Annotated in this window: 17 protein-coding genes; all 17 read left to right on the top strand. The window is 69.6% G+C overall.

The genetic code is table 11. The annotated features are described in order from the left end of the window. Complete coding sequence (locus tag ID574_RS07970) at positions 1–1,737, top strand: SGNH/GDSL hydrolase family protein (protein WP_188188040.1); 1,737 nt, start codon at positions 1–3, stop codon at positions 1,735–1,737. A gap of 15 nt (positions 1,738–1,752) precedes the next feature. Beyond that, the gene (locus ID574_RS07975; RefSeq protein ID WP_188188041.1) at positions 1,753–3,321 is read left to right on the top strand and encodes a hypothetical protein; all 1,569 of its coding nucleotides are present in this window, start codon (positions 1,753–1,755) and stop codon (positions 3,319–3,321) included. Beyond that, positions 3,321–3,605 carry a hypothetical protein gene (locus ID574_RS07980; protein ID WP_188188042.1) on the top strand — a complete coding sequence of 95 codons (285 nt, stop codon included), beginning with the start codon at positions 3,321–3,323 and terminating at the stop codon, positions 3,603–3,605. Before ID574_RS07975 ends, ID574_RS07980 begins: the two co-directional genes overlap by 1 nt. Beyond that, the gene (gene terL / locus ID574_RS07985; protein ID WP_188188043.1) at positions 3,602–5,134 is read left to right on the top strand and encodes a phage terminase large subunit; all 1,533 of its coding nucleotides are present in this window, start codon (positions 3,602–3,604) and stop codon (positions 5,132–5,134) included. The genes ID574_RS07980 and terL overlap by 4 nt, the downstream gene beginning before the upstream one ends. A gap of 13 nt (positions 5,135–5,147) precedes the next feature. Beyond that, positions 5,148–7,205 (top strand): phage portal protein family protein, encoded by a 2,058-nt coding sequence (locus ID574_RS07990; protein WP_442939242.1) that lies wholly within the window; start codon positions 5,148–5,150, stop codon positions 7,203–7,205. A gap of 88 nt (positions 7,206–7,293) precedes the next feature. Continuing rightward, positions 7,294–9,090, top strand: coding sequence for a phage protease (locus ID574_RS07995; RefSeq protein WP_188188045.1), 1,797 nt, complete (start codon positions 7,294–7,296; stop codon positions 9,088–9,090). 3 nt (positions 9,091–9,093) lie between these two features. After that, positions 9,094–9,474 carry a capsid cement protein gene (locus ID574_RS08000; protein WP_188188046.1) on the top strand — a complete coding sequence of 127 codons (381 nt, stop codon included), beginning with the start codon at positions 9,094–9,096 and terminating at the stop codon, positions 9,472–9,474. 22 nt (positions 9,475–9,496) lie between these two features. Then, positions 9,497–10,423 (top strand): phage major capsid protein, encoded by a 927-nt coding sequence (locus tag ID574_RS08005; protein WP_188188047.1) that lies wholly within the window; start codon positions 9,497–9,499, stop codon positions 10,421–10,423. A 10-nt stretch (positions 10,424–10,433) separates the two neighbouring features. Further along, positions 10,434–10,814, top strand: a complete 381-nt coding sequence (locus ID574_RS08010) for a hypothetical protein (protein ID WP_188188048.1) — start codon at positions 10,434–10,436, stop codon at positions 10,812–10,814. 71 nt (positions 10,815–10,885) lie between these two features. Further along, a complete protein-coding gene (locus tag ID574_RS08015; RefSeq protein ID WP_188188049.1) occupies positions 10,886–11,332 on the top strand; it encodes a hypothetical protein in 447 nt (148 codons plus the stop codon). Positions 11,333–11,342: 10 nt separating this feature from the next. After that, complete coding sequence (locus ID574_RS08020; protein WP_188188050.1) at positions 11,343–11,804, top strand: hypothetical protein; 462 nt, start codon at positions 11,343–11,345, stop codon at positions 11,802–11,804. Between the two features lie 2 nt (positions 11,805–11,806). Further along, on the top strand, positions 11,807–12,226 hold the full coding sequence (locus ID574_RS08025; protein ID WP_188188051.1) for a hypothetical protein: 420 nt from the start codon (positions 11,807–11,809) through the stop codon (positions 12,224–12,226). 56 nt (positions 12,227–12,282) lie between these two features. Beyond that, on the top strand, positions 12,283–12,606 hold the full coding sequence (locus ID574_RS08030) for a hypothetical protein (RefSeq protein ID WP_188188052.1): 324 nt from the start codon (positions 12,283–12,285) through the stop codon (positions 12,604–12,606). Next, on the top strand, positions 12,606–12,884 hold the full coding sequence (locus tag ID574_RS08035) for a hypothetical protein (protein ID WP_188188053.1): 279 nt from the start codon (positions 12,606–12,608) through the stop codon (positions 12,882–12,884). The genes ID574_RS08030 and ID574_RS08035 overlap by 1 nt, the downstream gene beginning before the upstream one ends. Next, complete coding sequence (locus tag ID574_RS08040; RefSeq protein WP_188188054.1) at positions 12,884–13,438, top strand: phage tail tube protein; 555 nt, start codon at positions 12,884–12,886, stop codon at positions 13,436–13,438. The genes ID574_RS08035 and ID574_RS08040 overlap by 1 nt, the downstream gene beginning before the upstream one ends. Beyond that, positions 13,435–13,908 (top strand): hypothetical protein, encoded by a 474-nt coding sequence (locus tag ID574_RS08045; RefSeq protein WP_188188055.1) that lies wholly within the window; start codon positions 13,435–13,437, stop codon positions 13,906–13,908. The genes ID574_RS08040 and ID574_RS08045 overlap by 4 nt, the downstream gene beginning before the upstream one ends. A gap of 29 nt (positions 13,909–13,937) precedes the next feature. After that, entirely contained in the window at positions 13,938–14,135 is a 198-nt protein-coding gene (locus tag ID574_RS08050; RefSeq protein ID WP_188188056.1) for a hypothetical protein, read from the top strand. Positions 14,136–14,154: the final 19 nt, after the last annotated feature.

Genomic DNA, 14,154 nt, shown 5'->3' on the forward strand with positions numbered 1-14,154 from the left:
ATGCCGATCTCCCCGCGCGCCGTCTACTCCAACCCGGACATGTGGAACACGTTCGGCCACTCCTACCTGCAGTTCACCGGCGGCAGCGTGGATCAGACCGGCCGGTTTGATGCGATCTTCCGGGCGATGTTGGACATCGAATACACCAACTGGCGCAACCGGGCCGTGTCCGGCGCCCAGTTGATCCTGGAGGGCCGCAAGCTGGGCGGGTTCGGGCGCGTGTTCCAGGAGTGCGGCAAGAACACCGGACGGGGCGCCCCGTACACGGCGGACGGCGGCGCGCTGCTGATGTGCTACGGCATCAACGACCTCGGCGGCAACGGCACCGGGCCGTCCACGTTTACGGCGTTGCGGACCAACTTCATCCACACGATGCGGGCCTGCATCAGCTTGTGGCGGGCCGCCCGCGTCTGGGACAACACGTCAGCGTCCGGCATCGCCTACGGTGCCGGGTTCACGCAGGTGAACGGCACCTCCAACTGGTCGTTCGGCAGCAGCACACATGCGGCGACCGCGTTGACGAACGCCAACTTCACGATCACCCTGCCGAGCGATTACGCCGGCGAACCGGTCGTGATCTGCTTCGACAGTCAGTCCACGAACGGCGGCACCGTCACGTTCGGCGGCACAGCCGGGGTGACCGGCACTTTCTCCGTGTCGAACATCAACAACGTGCTGTTCAACCACAGCAAAGCGGTCAAGCGGATCACGAACCTGACCGCCGCCAACGCCGGACAGACGATCACCGTGACGGTCACCCAGTTGGACTCGGGCGGCACCGTCGCTTTCGACTGCTGGTGGCTGGAAGCCAAAGCCGCGCCTCCGATCATCGTGTGCAACGTCGCCCGGTTGCCCGCCAACGGGTACGCCATCTACACCAACTGGACCGGCACCGAAGCCGCCAAGGACGCCGAAGTCGTCGCACTCAACGGCGACATCAACGCGCTGGTCGCCGAGTTCGACGCGATGGTGCAGGTCGCCGACATCGACAGCGCGTTGAACAAGACCTCCGCCTATTTCTGGGATGGGTTGCATCCCAACGAGCTGGGGTCGGCGAAGTGCGCGGACGCCTGCATGACGGCGTTGCGCCGGATGAGTCCGACGACGGAGCACGGCATCGCCGTCAATTTCAACGTTCCCTCGCCACGGCAGGGAGCGGTGATCCGCAACCGGATCACCGGTATCTGGTACGCGCCCGAGCACACCTCGCAGGGCACAGCAGGTGTGATGACCGTCCAGACGCAGTATTGGCTGCCGTGGATCGTGTCCCAGGGCCGGGAACGCTACATCCAGATCGGCATCCCGGTCACCACCGGCGGCACCACCGGCGACACCATCCGGTGGGGCATCTACGACGACGTCGGCTGGCTCGGCTACCCGCAAAACCTGGTGACCGAGGTCACCAGCGCGGGCGTGTTCACGATCCCGCCAACCGCCGGCGTGATCGCCGCGTCACCCACCTCCGGCACCGGCTCGCTGAATATCACGCTGGATCCCGGCCTGTACTGGCTGTCGATCAAGTGCATCACGCATCCCGGAACCCAGGCCGTCGCCAAACTCAACGGCCCCTCGGCGTTCCAGCTCCCCAACGTCAACCAGACCACAGGTCTCGTGCTGCTGGGCTGCGGCTACCAGCTCGCGTCCCAAGGCACCGGTGCGCTCGCTGACGTCGCCCCTGCTCTGACTCCTGCGAACGTCGCTAACAACATGCCTGCCCTCATGTTGAAGCTGTTCTAGCCGGGGAGGCCGCCGGTGCCGATCCTGCTGCTGCCCCGCTCGAGCGCTACCGGCTCCACAGCGGCCGTCACCGGCGCCGCCTCTCAGGCGTTGGCGGCCCGGGCCGGCGTGGTGAAGGTGGCGCGCGTATCAGCCACCGCGTCGACCGCGCTGGCCGCCACGGGCGGTGCGCGGAAGACCGCTCCGGCGGTTGGCCGGGCAACGACCGCAGAGGCAGCTACCGTCACGGCGCGGAAGGTGGCCACGCCGACCGCCCGCGCGGCCACCGCATCGACATCGTCCGCGGCGGCACGGAAGGTCGGCCTGACGGGCGGGCGCAACCTGCTGGCCACCACAGCGACGGCGGCCGCCCGCAAGACGATGCCCGCCGCGCTGCGCGGTGTCCTCGCCTGCGCCGCCGCCGGCACGACCGCCAAGACCGCGATCTCGGCGGGCCGGGCAACGGTCGCCGCCGCCGCGTATGGCGTGGCCGTACACCGGGCGTCCGCGGTCGGTCGAGCGGACGCCGCCGTATCCTCGACCGCTGCGGCACGGAAGGCCGCACCGGGTTCCGCGGCCTCGCACTCGGCCCTGTCCGGGGTCGCGGCCCAAACAGCTCGTAAACCGGCATCTGCGACCGGCACAGCCGCTTTCGCGTCGCCGCTGACTGCCCGCAAGAGCGCGCCCGCGGCCGGTTCGAGCACCCTTGGGGTGGCGGTTCCTGTCTCGGCTGCGAAGACGCTACCGGCCAACGCCACCTCGGCGTACGCGACGGCGTCGTCGGCGACCGCCCGTCATCTCGCCGCGGCGGCAGCCCACAGCAGGCTCGCTCTTGCCCAGCAGGCCGCCGCAGCGAAACTCGCCGCAGCGGGGGGCCGTTCGCCGCTCGCGCTCCGCTCGACGGCCACGGCGGGCGGCGTCGACACGATCTCGGTCACCGCCCACGCCGGACTCGCGCTGACCGGCCGCGCCGTCACAGCCAAGACCGTTCAGGCTGCGGCCGCCGGGCTGCTGGCCTCGGCCGCGACCTCAATGCCCGTGAAGCGCGCCCCAGCGGTCGGGTCGGCGCCGCTCGCCTTGTCGGCGCGCCGGTCGCAACTCATCGTCCGCGCAGTCACCGCCGCCGGGTTCCTCTCCGTGGCAGGCCGAGGCGCCGCAGCCAAACGCGCCGTACCGGTCGGCCTGGCCGGGCTGCTGGTCGCCGGCACCGCGACGGCTCGCCGGGGCGCCGCCGCGCAGGCCGCGGCCACGCTCGCCGTCACCGGCCGGGCGTCCACCGCGCGCTGGGCGAGCAGCAACACCACCTGCTGTGCCGCATTCGTCGGCCGTGGGACGGTTGCCCGGATCGCGTCCGTGGCGGGCCGAACCCCGGTAGGGCTGGCAGCCGCGGTGGCCAGCACCCGCCGCATCGCCGTCGCAGGCCGCGCCGACCTGGCGTTGGCGTCGCACCTGGTGCTCGTCGTCGACAGCGGCCCGGTCACGGTTCCGCCCACGTCGGCTCCGCGGCTGGGCTTCTCGCCTGCCACGGTCCGGGTGACGCGGAGAGGGGTGCGTCCGCCCGCGACCGGTTGGACTGCGGGGCCGCCACGGTTGGGGAGGCATTGATGGCGTACATGCCCGCCACCAGCAAAGAGGACGTGTACGTGCGGTGGGGTGCGGACGCGGTCGGCCAGCCGGTGCAGATCGCGATCGTCCCGCCGTCGGCCGGGGAGCCTGGCGACGCTGATTACCGCAATGCGACGTGGGTGGATGATGAGGCGTCGCTGCTGGTCGGAGCCGGAACGGATGTGCCGCTCGCTCCCGGCGTGTATGTGATCTGGTCGCGGGTCACGATCGGCAGCCGCCGCCCGGTCCGACGGTCCGGGCTGCTGACGGTCGGCACGCCATGACGGTCCTGTCGCCGTGGGAGGTGGCCGCCCGCCACTTCCAGCCGAGACCGCGCCGCTGGCCCACGCCCGGGGCGCTCGCCCGCGCACTCGACCCAACCACCGTGCAAACCCCGGCGCTGGACGTCATCGATCGCGAACTCGTCGCCCTGGCCGACGGCGCCATCGACCGGCTCATGGTGTTCATGAGCCCACAGGAGGGCAAGTCGGTGCGGGTTTCGCACCGGTTCGTCGAATGGCTGCTCGTCGAAAACCCGGACCTGCGGGTCGCCATCGTGTCGTACGCGGACGAGATGGCCCGCCGGTGGGGCGCCGACATCAAACTCGACGCCCAATCCTTCGACGGCGCCGACGGCAGCGTCGACCTCGGCATCCGGTTGCGCGCCGACTCGCGGGCGGCGGGCCGCTGGCAGATCGACGGGCACCGGGGCGGCGTCTACTGTGTCGGTGTCGCCGGCGCGTTGACCGGCAAACCGGTCGACGTCATGGTCATCGACGACCCGATCAAGGACTTGGAGCAGGCACAGTCGGCGGCGTACAGGGATCGGGCGTGGCGGTTCTGGCAGGCCGTCGCTGTCCCCAGGTTGGGGCCGGGCTCCAAGGTGGTGCTTATCCAAACCCGCTGGCATGAACAGGACCTTGCCGGTCGGCTGCTCGCCCAGGACGCGGGCAGGTGGCGGGTCGTATCGATTCCGGCGATCGCCGAATCCGACGACGATCCGCTCGGCCGCCGCCCGGGTCAGGCTATGGAGTCGGCGCGCGGTCACCGCGACTGGGCGAAGATCCGAGCTGACGTCGGCGAGTACGTGTGGGCCGCGCTGTATCAGCAGCGGCCGGCCCCCGCGGATGGTGGTCTGTTCAAGCGTCACAGTCTGCGCCACTGGTCGAAGGGTGCGGAGGAGCGGCTGCTGCTCGACGGCCGGGTCGTCGATCTGCGGGACTGTTGGCGGTTCCTCACTGTCGACCTCGCCGCCAGCACCAGGACGAGCGCCGACTACACGGTGGCGGCGGTGTGGGCGATCGCTCCGGACGGCGACCTGATCATGTTGGACGGGGTCCGCGAGCGCATGGACCCGGCCGGGCATTGGCCCGCGGTGCGGGCGCTGCGTGAGCGGTGGGCCGCCGATGTCGTGTTCGTCGAGTCGCGCATGTTCGGCACCACCCTCGTGTATGAGGCGGGCACGGCTGGTGTTCCCGTGCAGGAGTTGCACGCCGACACCGACAAGGTGACCAGGGCGCTGCCGGCCACTGCGCGGGCGGATTCGGGGCGGCTGTGGTTTCCGCCCGAGGACCGGTTCCCGGACTGGGCCGATTGGCGGGACGAGCTCTTGTCCTTCCCGAACGGTGCGCACGACGACGTCGTGGACGTGGTCGCGTATGCGGCGCGGGTGGCGGGCGCCCACTGGCTGCCCATGGAGAGGCAGCGGCGCCCGAGCGCAAGTTCCGGCTACGGCAACGGCGTGATCGAGCAGGCGTACACGGCCGCGACCGGCAGCAGCGCGGGCCTCGATCTGATGGCGATCGACTATTAGGCGGGGTGAGTCGATGCCGGTCAACGCCCCCACCCGCGACATTGGCTACCTCGACCAGGTGTACGGCTACTGGCTTGGCGACCTGCTCGAGCAGATCCCCGACCTCATCTGGCCCCAGTCGGTGCAGACCTACGCCAGGATGCGGCACGACCCGCAACTCAAGGCCGTCCTATCGGCGTACACGCTGCCGATCCGGCGTGCCGCCTGGTCGGTTGACCCGGCTGGCTGCCGCGACGAGGTTGTCCAGCTCGTCGCCGACGATCTCGGGCTGCCGATCCTCGGCGCCGACAACAGGCCCGGCCCGGCGCGCCGGCGCGGAGTGCGCTGGGCCGACCACCTGCGACTCGCGTTGCAGTCGCTGGTGTACGGGTTCATGCCGTTCGAACGCCGCTACGAGATCGTCAACGGGCAGGCGCGTCTCATCAACCTCGGCGAACGGCTTCCCCACACGATCGGCGCCATCAACCTGCGCAAAGACGGCACGATCGACACCGTCCAGCAGGACGTCGGCACAACGCAGAAGATCCCGGCCGACCGGCTCGTCTGGTACGTCAACGAACGCGAAGGAGCTAACTGGGCAGGCCTCAGCATCTTGCGGCCCGCCTACGGCCCCTGGCTGATCAAGCATGAGATGTGGAGGGTGAACGCCACATCCATCCGCAGATTCGGGATGGGCGTCCCCTCGGTGGAAGCCCCAACCTCTGCGACTCCCGCCCAGGTATTGGAGGCGCAGCGGCTGGCGTCCGCGATCCGCGTCGGGGACCAGTCCGGAGTCGGGTTGCCGCCCGGCTTCAAACTGTCCCTCACCGGGCTCACCGGTTCGGTGCCGGACGTGATGGCGTTCGTCAGCTACTTGGACCAGCAGATGGCCAAGCAAGCCCTCGCCGGTCTCCTCGACCTGGGGCAAACCCCGAACGGCTCCCGCGCGCTGGGCGACTCGCTGAAGGACATGTTCCTTCTGTCGTTGCAGGCGGTCGCGGAGGAGATCGCCGAGACCGCCACCTCTGGCCAGCCGGGCATGGACGGGATCGTCACCCAGCTCGTCGACTACAACTGGGGCGAGGACGAGCCTGCGCCCAGGATCGTTGTCGCCGACGTCGGCTCCCGCCAAGAGGTCACCGCTGAGGCGTTGGACATGCTGATCCGCGCCGGCGCGATCACCCCGGACGCCGAGTTGGAGGCGTTCGTCCGCAACACGTGGAAACTGCCGCAGAAGGAGCAGCGTGCGCCGATAGCGGCGCCAACTCCTGCCTCGCCGGTGCACGCCGCGCCGCGCCGCCGCCCCCGCCAAAAGCGCGCCCAGGCCGCATCGGAGGGCGGGCAGCGACGCCAACTCACCCTGCTCGAGGCGCAGGCCGGGATCGACCCGGACGCCATCCACGCCGTCTGGGAGAACTCGCTCGACAGGCTTCTCAGCGACTGGCAGGAGATCAGCGCAGACTGGCGTTCCACGCTCGCTGAGCGGATAGCCGCGCTCGTCAACGCCGGGGATCTGACCGCGCTCGCCGGGATTGTGCTCGACACGACGGCCGCGGCGGTTCTCCTGGCCGAGGCCATGGTGGATGTCGCCAGGGAAGCGATCCGGCAGCTCGTTGCGGAAGCCGCATCGCAGGGCGTCGACGTCGACCCGCCGGAGCCGGACGAGGTCGGCCTGACCGCCATCGCGCGAGCCATCGCCGCGCTGCTGGCCGGGTGGTTGTCCGGCGCGGCCGGGCGCGAAGCGCTCCGCCTGGCGGTGCCGGGCGCGGATGGCGAGCAGGTCGCCGACGGTGTCACCGCCCACCTGGAAAGCCTCAGCGACGTGTTCCTGCGGGATCAGTTGGGTGCAGCCCTGTCGCAGGCGCAGGCGTCCGGCCGGTTCGCCGTGCTCGACGTCGCACCGGAAGCCCAATATCTGGCGAGCGAAGTTCTCGACTCCGGCACCTGTCCGAGCTGCCTGGAGATCGACGGGACCGCGTTCGACAGCCTCGACGAGGCCAAGGCCGCGTACGCGAACGGCGGCTACATCAGCTGCCAGGGACGCCTTCGCTGTCGCGGCATAGTGGCAGCTCTTTGGCCGGAGGGAGTGTAGATCGTGACTCCAGAGCGTGCCCTCGGGATCGTCATCCTGATCCTGGCGATCGCCATCATGGTGTTCCTACTGCTGAAGGTCATCTGACGTGGCCGATCTGGTTGTGCCGCAGGCGCCGCCGCTCGCGTCGCTGCCAGGCGTCGAACTTGTGCAGGCCGGCCAATGGGATCTGTCGACTGGCCGGGTGACGTTCAGCCGCGACGACCTCGCCTCCGCGGTCGCCGCCGTCGACTGCCCGGCTGTGCGCCGACCCGTTCTGAAGCTCGGCCATGCGGAGCCGGATCCGGACGAGCACGGCATGCGGTGGGACGGCGAGCCCGCGGTCGGCTGGATCGACAACATGATGCTCGCCGACTCCGGTAACACGGTGGTGGGCGACTACGTGGGCATGCCGGGTTGGCTGCGCGACATTCTGCCGTCCGCCTACCCGGACCGGTCGATTGAGGCCGTGTTCGACCACAAATGCCAGCTGGGCCACACCCACCCGTTTGTGATCACAGCGGTGTCGCTGCTCGGTGTTGTACCGCCCGGCGTCGGCACCCTCCGGTCGCTTCAAGACGTCGCCGCCTTGTACGGCGTAACCGCCGCCTCCACCACCGCAGCCGACGACGTGCCGGGCCGCGTCACGGTCACCGTCCACGCCAGCAAGGGAGCAGCCTCCATGCCCAATCCGCGACCAGCCGAGGTGGCCGCCGGCATCTCCAGCGAGGACGTGCGGCGCGCCTACTACGAGAAGGCGCCCTGGCAGGAGTGGATCTGCGAGATGCAACTGTCCCCGCTGCAGTTGATCGTGGTGGATGACACGACCGGCAAGTACCACCGGGTGCCTGTCCAGGTGGACGGCGAGGATGAGTTCAGCTTCGGCGACAAGGTCGAGGTGAAGATCCGGTACGAGGATGTGCCCGCCGACGTCACTGCGGCGGCGGCGACACAGACGATCGTGTACGCGTCCCGCGCCGAATCCCGCCCCGACCCCGCCCAGCAGACGCGGGCGGCCTCGGTTTCCGACACCGCCTGGTCCGACTTCTCGCAGGCCGACTACGACGTCGACCAGTGGCATCGCGCCTGCCTTATCCACACCCACGACGGCGACCCCGACGCCAAGTCCGCCTGCAAGCTCCCGGTGCGGGAGCCGGACGGCACCCTCAACCGGAACGCCGTGCACGCCGCCGCGGCCCGGATCGGCCAGCTCAAGGGCGTGACCGCAGACCAGAAGCAGGCCGCCGCGCGAAAGCTGGCCAGCCTCTACCGCAACGAGCTGGACGAGGACCCGCCCGACAGCCTCCTCGATCTCGCCGGCGAAACCGCCAACGCCTCCGCCCCACAGGCGGAGGCATCTTTGTCTCCCCCGGTCGAGCCGGCCGCGGGGCCCACCCCACCAACCGAAGGAGCGACTATGGCTCTGGACGAGGGCCTGCGTGAGCGGCTCGGCCTCGAGGCCGAGGCCGGCGACGAGGCCATCCTCGCGGCCATCGACGACCTGCTCGACAAGGCGACCGCGCCGCCGCCCGAGCCCACCCCGCAGCCGGAACCGGTAGCCGCCGCTGCGGCACTGCCGCCCGGCACCGTCGCCATCGACGAGGCCACCCTCGCCGACCTGCGGGAGAAGGCTGAGCAGGGCGTCGCCGCCCGCGCCCGCCAGCTCACCGAGGACCGCGACCGTACCATCGACGACGCCATCCGAGCCGGGAAGACGCCGCCCGCCCGCCGCGAACACTGGCAGAAGGCATGGGCCGCCGACCCCGAAGGCACCCGCGAGCTTCTCGCCTCGCTGGCGCCCGGGCTGGTGCCGCTCGAGGACGTCGGTGAGCCGGGCGGCGAGCCGACCGACCAGGCAGACGACGGCTCCCAGTACGACGGCATCTTCTCCCGGAAGGCGGTCTAAGCCATGGCTGACTACACGCCCGTGTACTACGGCGGCGCCGAGCCGTTCGCCATGACCGCCTCTGCCGCGATCACCGGCGGCCAGGTGGTGCACGCCTCCGGCGTCGGCACCGTCGCGCCCACCGCTGGTGCCTCTGGTTCCGTCGTCGGCGTGGCAGCCTTCGACGCCGCCTCCGGCACCCGGGTCACCGTGTGGCCCATCTCCGGAGTCATGCACGAAACCACCACCCCGGCCGGTGTCACCGCTGGTGCCGCGCTCGCCTCCGCCGCCTCAGGCGGGGTCGACTCCGGCACGCTCGGCACGCTGGCCGCGGCCGGCCATCTCATCGGCACCGCCGTGTCCACCGCCACCGCCGGCAACAAGTGCCGCTGGATCGGCCGCTAACACCCGGAAGGACAGATAAGGAATGCCTGGGACATACCCTCCGGCGCCGCCCACCCTTTCGGGCGACCTGCTCACCATCAGCCGCTTCCTGCAGCAGCCGACCGCCATCCGCAGGCGGCTGCGCACCTTCACGGACCTGCGGTTCGTGTCCGACCAGATCCTCACCCAGCGCTTCCGCTCCAGCGGCGGCGCTGTCATGTACGAGGTCAGCGAACCGATCGTCAACGCCCGCCCGGTCGAATCCGTGCCGCCTGGCAGCACCTATCCGAAGGACGTGCCCGGCACCGGCACCGCCGCCGTGGCCGCCGTGCAGAAGTGGGGGCAGGCGGTCGACCTGACCGATGAGGAGATCAAGCGGTCGGTGTATGCGGGCGACGCGGTCGACCGCGCCCTCCGCAAGGTCATCAACAGCATCATCAAGCAGGTCGACTCCGTGACCATCTCCGCGGTCGGGTCGGCGATCACCGCGTCCGGGGCGGCGACCGCCGCCTGGAACAACGCGACCACGGCGGCGATCCTGCGCGACATCGAACTCGCCAAGGCGGCGATCATCGACCTGAACCAGGGCTACATGCCCGACACCATCCTGCTGTCGTCCACCAAGTACGCCTACATGGCGTCCGACCCGAACATCGCCAACCTGCGCAGGCGGGAGTCCACCGACAACCCCGTCTACACCGGCAAGATCGACGTTATTGACGATCTGGCCGTCGTGGTGGCCCCCCTCTCCGCGCTGCCGTCCGACGACGTGTGGATCCTCGACTCCAAGCAGCTCGGCGGCATGGCCGACGAAGCCGAGGTCGACCCCGGCTACACGGTCGGAGACATGGCCGTCCAAGTCGGCACCACCCGGCTCGACAGCCGCGACGCGTGGGAGTTGCGCGGCCGTCGGCTGACCGTCCCGGTCGTGCAGGAGCCAGGCGCCGGACGCAAGATCACCGGCACGTGAGGTGGGTGACGTGGCGAAATACCAGGTGACGGCGCCGTGCGTCGTCCACATCCCCATCAACACCGTGGCCGGGCCCGCGCTCGGCACCTTCTACAAGGACGCGTTCCTGCCCGACGACGTCCCCCAAGAGAAGATCGACCATCTCCTCGCCAACAAGATGATCGTCGAGGTGGAGGAGGGCGGCGACAACGAGCCGTCCTCGCAGACCCCCGAAGACGTCGAGCAGGCCAGCACGGTCCAGATGGCCGAGCCTGCGGCGGTCAACTCGCGCTCCTCGAAGTCCGACCTGGTCGCCTACGGGGTGTCCCGCGGCGCCAGCCAGGCCGAGCTCGACGACATGACACGGGAGCAGTTGCTGGACCGGTACGTCCGCGGCCAGCAGCCGCAGTAGGTCGTGGTCCGGTCGGATGGTTTCCCCCGTAGCCGCCGGCCGGGCCGCCCGCAACCGTGTGAGGAGGGGTTGTGGCTGAGTCGTGGGCTCCACTGCTGGAGCAGGTCGCCGACCACATCCCCACCCGCACCCGATCGGCTGACACCCCCAGCGACGACACGCTGCTGGGCACGTTCAACGCGTCCACGACGCCGACTGGCGAGCAGGCGATGCGGCACATTAACCGTGCTGTGCGTGAGGTGCTTGCCGCGATCGGCGGGACGCTGCCCGCCACGCCGGCGTTCCTGACCGGGATGGCGACGGACACTGCCGCGCTCCTGGCCGCCGCCTCGATCGAGCTCGCCTACCCGGACCGGCAGGCCGACGTCAGCGTCTACGAACATCTCCGTCAGCAGGCCAACGACGCCCTGCAGCGGCTCATCAACGCGGTCAACGACGCCGGTTCCGGCACAGACGGATCCTTGCTGCCGGTGTGGGCCATGCCGGACCCGACCTGGCCCGGCGACTACCCCCTCTAAGGAGGTTGATGTGGCGGTTGGAGCAGGTGGCCGGGGTTTCCGCATCGACTTCAACGAGGCTGAACTCGACCGCATCTTCAAGAGTCCCCAGGGGCCGGTCGGCCGGCAGATGGCCCGCTACGGCGAAATCGTCACCCAGGGCGCCAAGCGGCGCTGCCCGGTCTCCCCGCGCGGCTCCGGCGGCCGCCCATCCGGCTATACCCGCTCCAAAATCGGTTGGGAACTCCACCGGGACGCGATCGGCCTCTACACCGACATCGCATCACCAGCCAAAACACCACAAGGCGAGCCGCTAGGCCTTTTTCTCGAGGTAGGCACGCGACCGCATGTGATCAGGCCGAAGAACCCTCGCGGCTGGCTGCGATGGGTCGGCGCCGACGGGCGTGTGCACTTCGCCAAGAAGGTCAACCACCCCGGCACCAGCGCTCAGCCGTACCTGCGGCCAGCGCTCGAAGACCTTCGCGGAGCCTGACCGTGCCCGGCTACGTCGCCGCCGTGACCCTCGTCCGCGCCTGGATCACCGCCCAACCCGACCTCGTCGGCCCTGGTCGGCCGATCGCGTTGGGCGCGTTCCGGCAGCATCCGCGTTCCCCCGGCCAAGGCGCCTACGTGCTCCTGTCGCGGATCGGCCGCGCCGCCGATCTGGTCGCCGAGGACGTGCTCGACAGCCCCCGCATCTCAGCGTCGATCTATGCCGGTACCGACGAGGCCGCCGAACTCGCCGCGACCGCTTACGCGAACGCGGTCGCAGCGCTGAAGGGCGCCCCGGCCGCGGTCGACGGCCACGCGTTCCTGGTTGCCGACGACATCGTCGGCCCGCTGCTCGTGGATAACCACGACTCCGACCGCGAGCAATGGCAGTTCCTCGTCGACGCCTCGTTCTACTGCCTCTGACCTGCGGTCTCTTCTCCGCTCGAATGATCCCCGCCTGACCTGACCTGGAGGACGATATGGCGGCTCTACCCCTGCAGGTGCTGGTCCCCGGCGGATCAGCATCGGTTCTCACCGCGGCCGCTGGCGGCGGCGACACGTGCGCCGCCGGTGACGGCGTGTTTTTGGAGGTGAACAACGGCGGCGGTTCGTCCGTGACCGTCACTCTCGTCACTCCAGGCCTGTTCGACGGTCTGACGATCGGCGATCGGGCTGTGGCGATCCCGGCCGGGGAACGGTGGAAGATTCCCGTCCCGCGGGTGTTCGCGAAGGCGGACGGCCAGTGTGACATCACCTACTCGGGCGTCACGTCGGTGACGGTCGGCTGCTTCAAGGTGTCCTGATGGCTACCTCCCGCCAGTCCAAGCAGGCTGACAAGAATGTCGAGCAGGCTCCGGCGACGCCGCCGTACTACATCGCCGAGCAGCCGCTGTTCATCGGCGACCAGTTCTCCCGCGCCTTCAACCCCGGCGACCACGTGCCGCCCGGCCACGTCGAGCAGTACGGCTGGCACGACCTGGTGCGCGCACCCGACGGCTACGACGCCCCGGAGAAGCCCAGCAATGACGAGCCTGAGACCGCCGATGGCCAGGCCACCAGCAGCAAGGAAGGTGAGTCCTGATGCCTCGTGGAAACCCGGCCAACCTCGCGCTCGGGCCCGGCACGCTATACATCGCCGTGCTCGGCACGCCTGAGCCGGCCGACCTGACCACGCCGTGGGCCAGCGTCTCGGCGAACTGGATCCAGCTCGGCTACACGGACGAAGGCTCTACGTTCAATTACAGCGTCGACTCGGAAAACGTCGAGGTTGCCGAAGAGCTTGACCCGGTCGCGGTCGCCCTCACCTCGCGTGAGCTGTCGCTGAGCTTCAGCCTGGCCGAGATGACGGCGGCCAACCTCAAGCGCGCCCTCAACGGCGGCACCATCACATCCGGTACTGGCATCGTCACCTTCGAACCCCCGGATCTGGGCGAAGAAGTCAGAACCATGCTCGGCTGGGAAAGCGAAGATCACACCGAAAGGTGGGTGTACCGCAAGGCGTTGCAGGTCGGCAACATGGAGGTCTCCCGCGCGAAGGGCGCCGCCAAGGCCACCATCAGATGCGAATTCAAGCTGGAACGTCCGGCCGCGGCTAAGGCGTTCAAGGCGATTATGGCGACAGCGAGGGCCGCGTGATGGCGAAGCGTTCCTACACCTCCAAGCCGCCCGCCGCGGCAAGCCAGAACGCGGTACCCGCGGTCTCGTTCGAGCTCGACGGCGTCGAATTCGAAGGCGAGGGTGCCATCAGCACGATGGACTTCGCCGAGTACGCACGGCTCGCCGCCGCAGGTATCGACTCGCAGGACCCATCCGGGGTGGCGATCATCGCTGATGTGTTCCTCGGCCTGCTCGGCGAACGCACCTACCAGCGGTTCCGGGCGCACTGCCGCCGCCACCGCACCGACGACGCAACCTTGGTCGAAATCCTCAAAGGGATCATGCAGGACGCGACAGAGGCGGCCACGAACCGCCCTACACAGAGGCCCTCGAGCTTGCCCGATGGGCCGCCGAACGACCCGGCTACTGCGAAGGTCGTTTCCTTCTCGCGGGCCACCGTCGAGGAGAAACCGGTCGAGGAGACACCTCCAGTGGTCTCCTACGGCTGACCGACCTGCCCCTCGCCGACTACCTCGATGTGATCCACGCGCTGTGGATCGAGTGGCGGACCGACTTCCTCCAAACCGCCGCACTGCTCGCGTTCGCCGGCGCAAAGGGGATCGAGGCGGACCCGCACGCCGAGTTCGACGACCTGTACGGCCCGCCTCGCCCTGTCCGCCGCACCCAGCAGGACCGTGAGGAGCGGATGCGGATCGTAGCAGCCCTCGCCAAGTAGATCGCGGAAAGTCGGCGGG

The sequence above is a fragment of the Nonomuraea sp. SYSU D8015 genome, from assembly GCF_008065375.1.
GTDB lineage: Bacteria > Actinomycetota > Actinomycetes > Streptosporangiales > Streptosporangiaceae > Nonomuraea.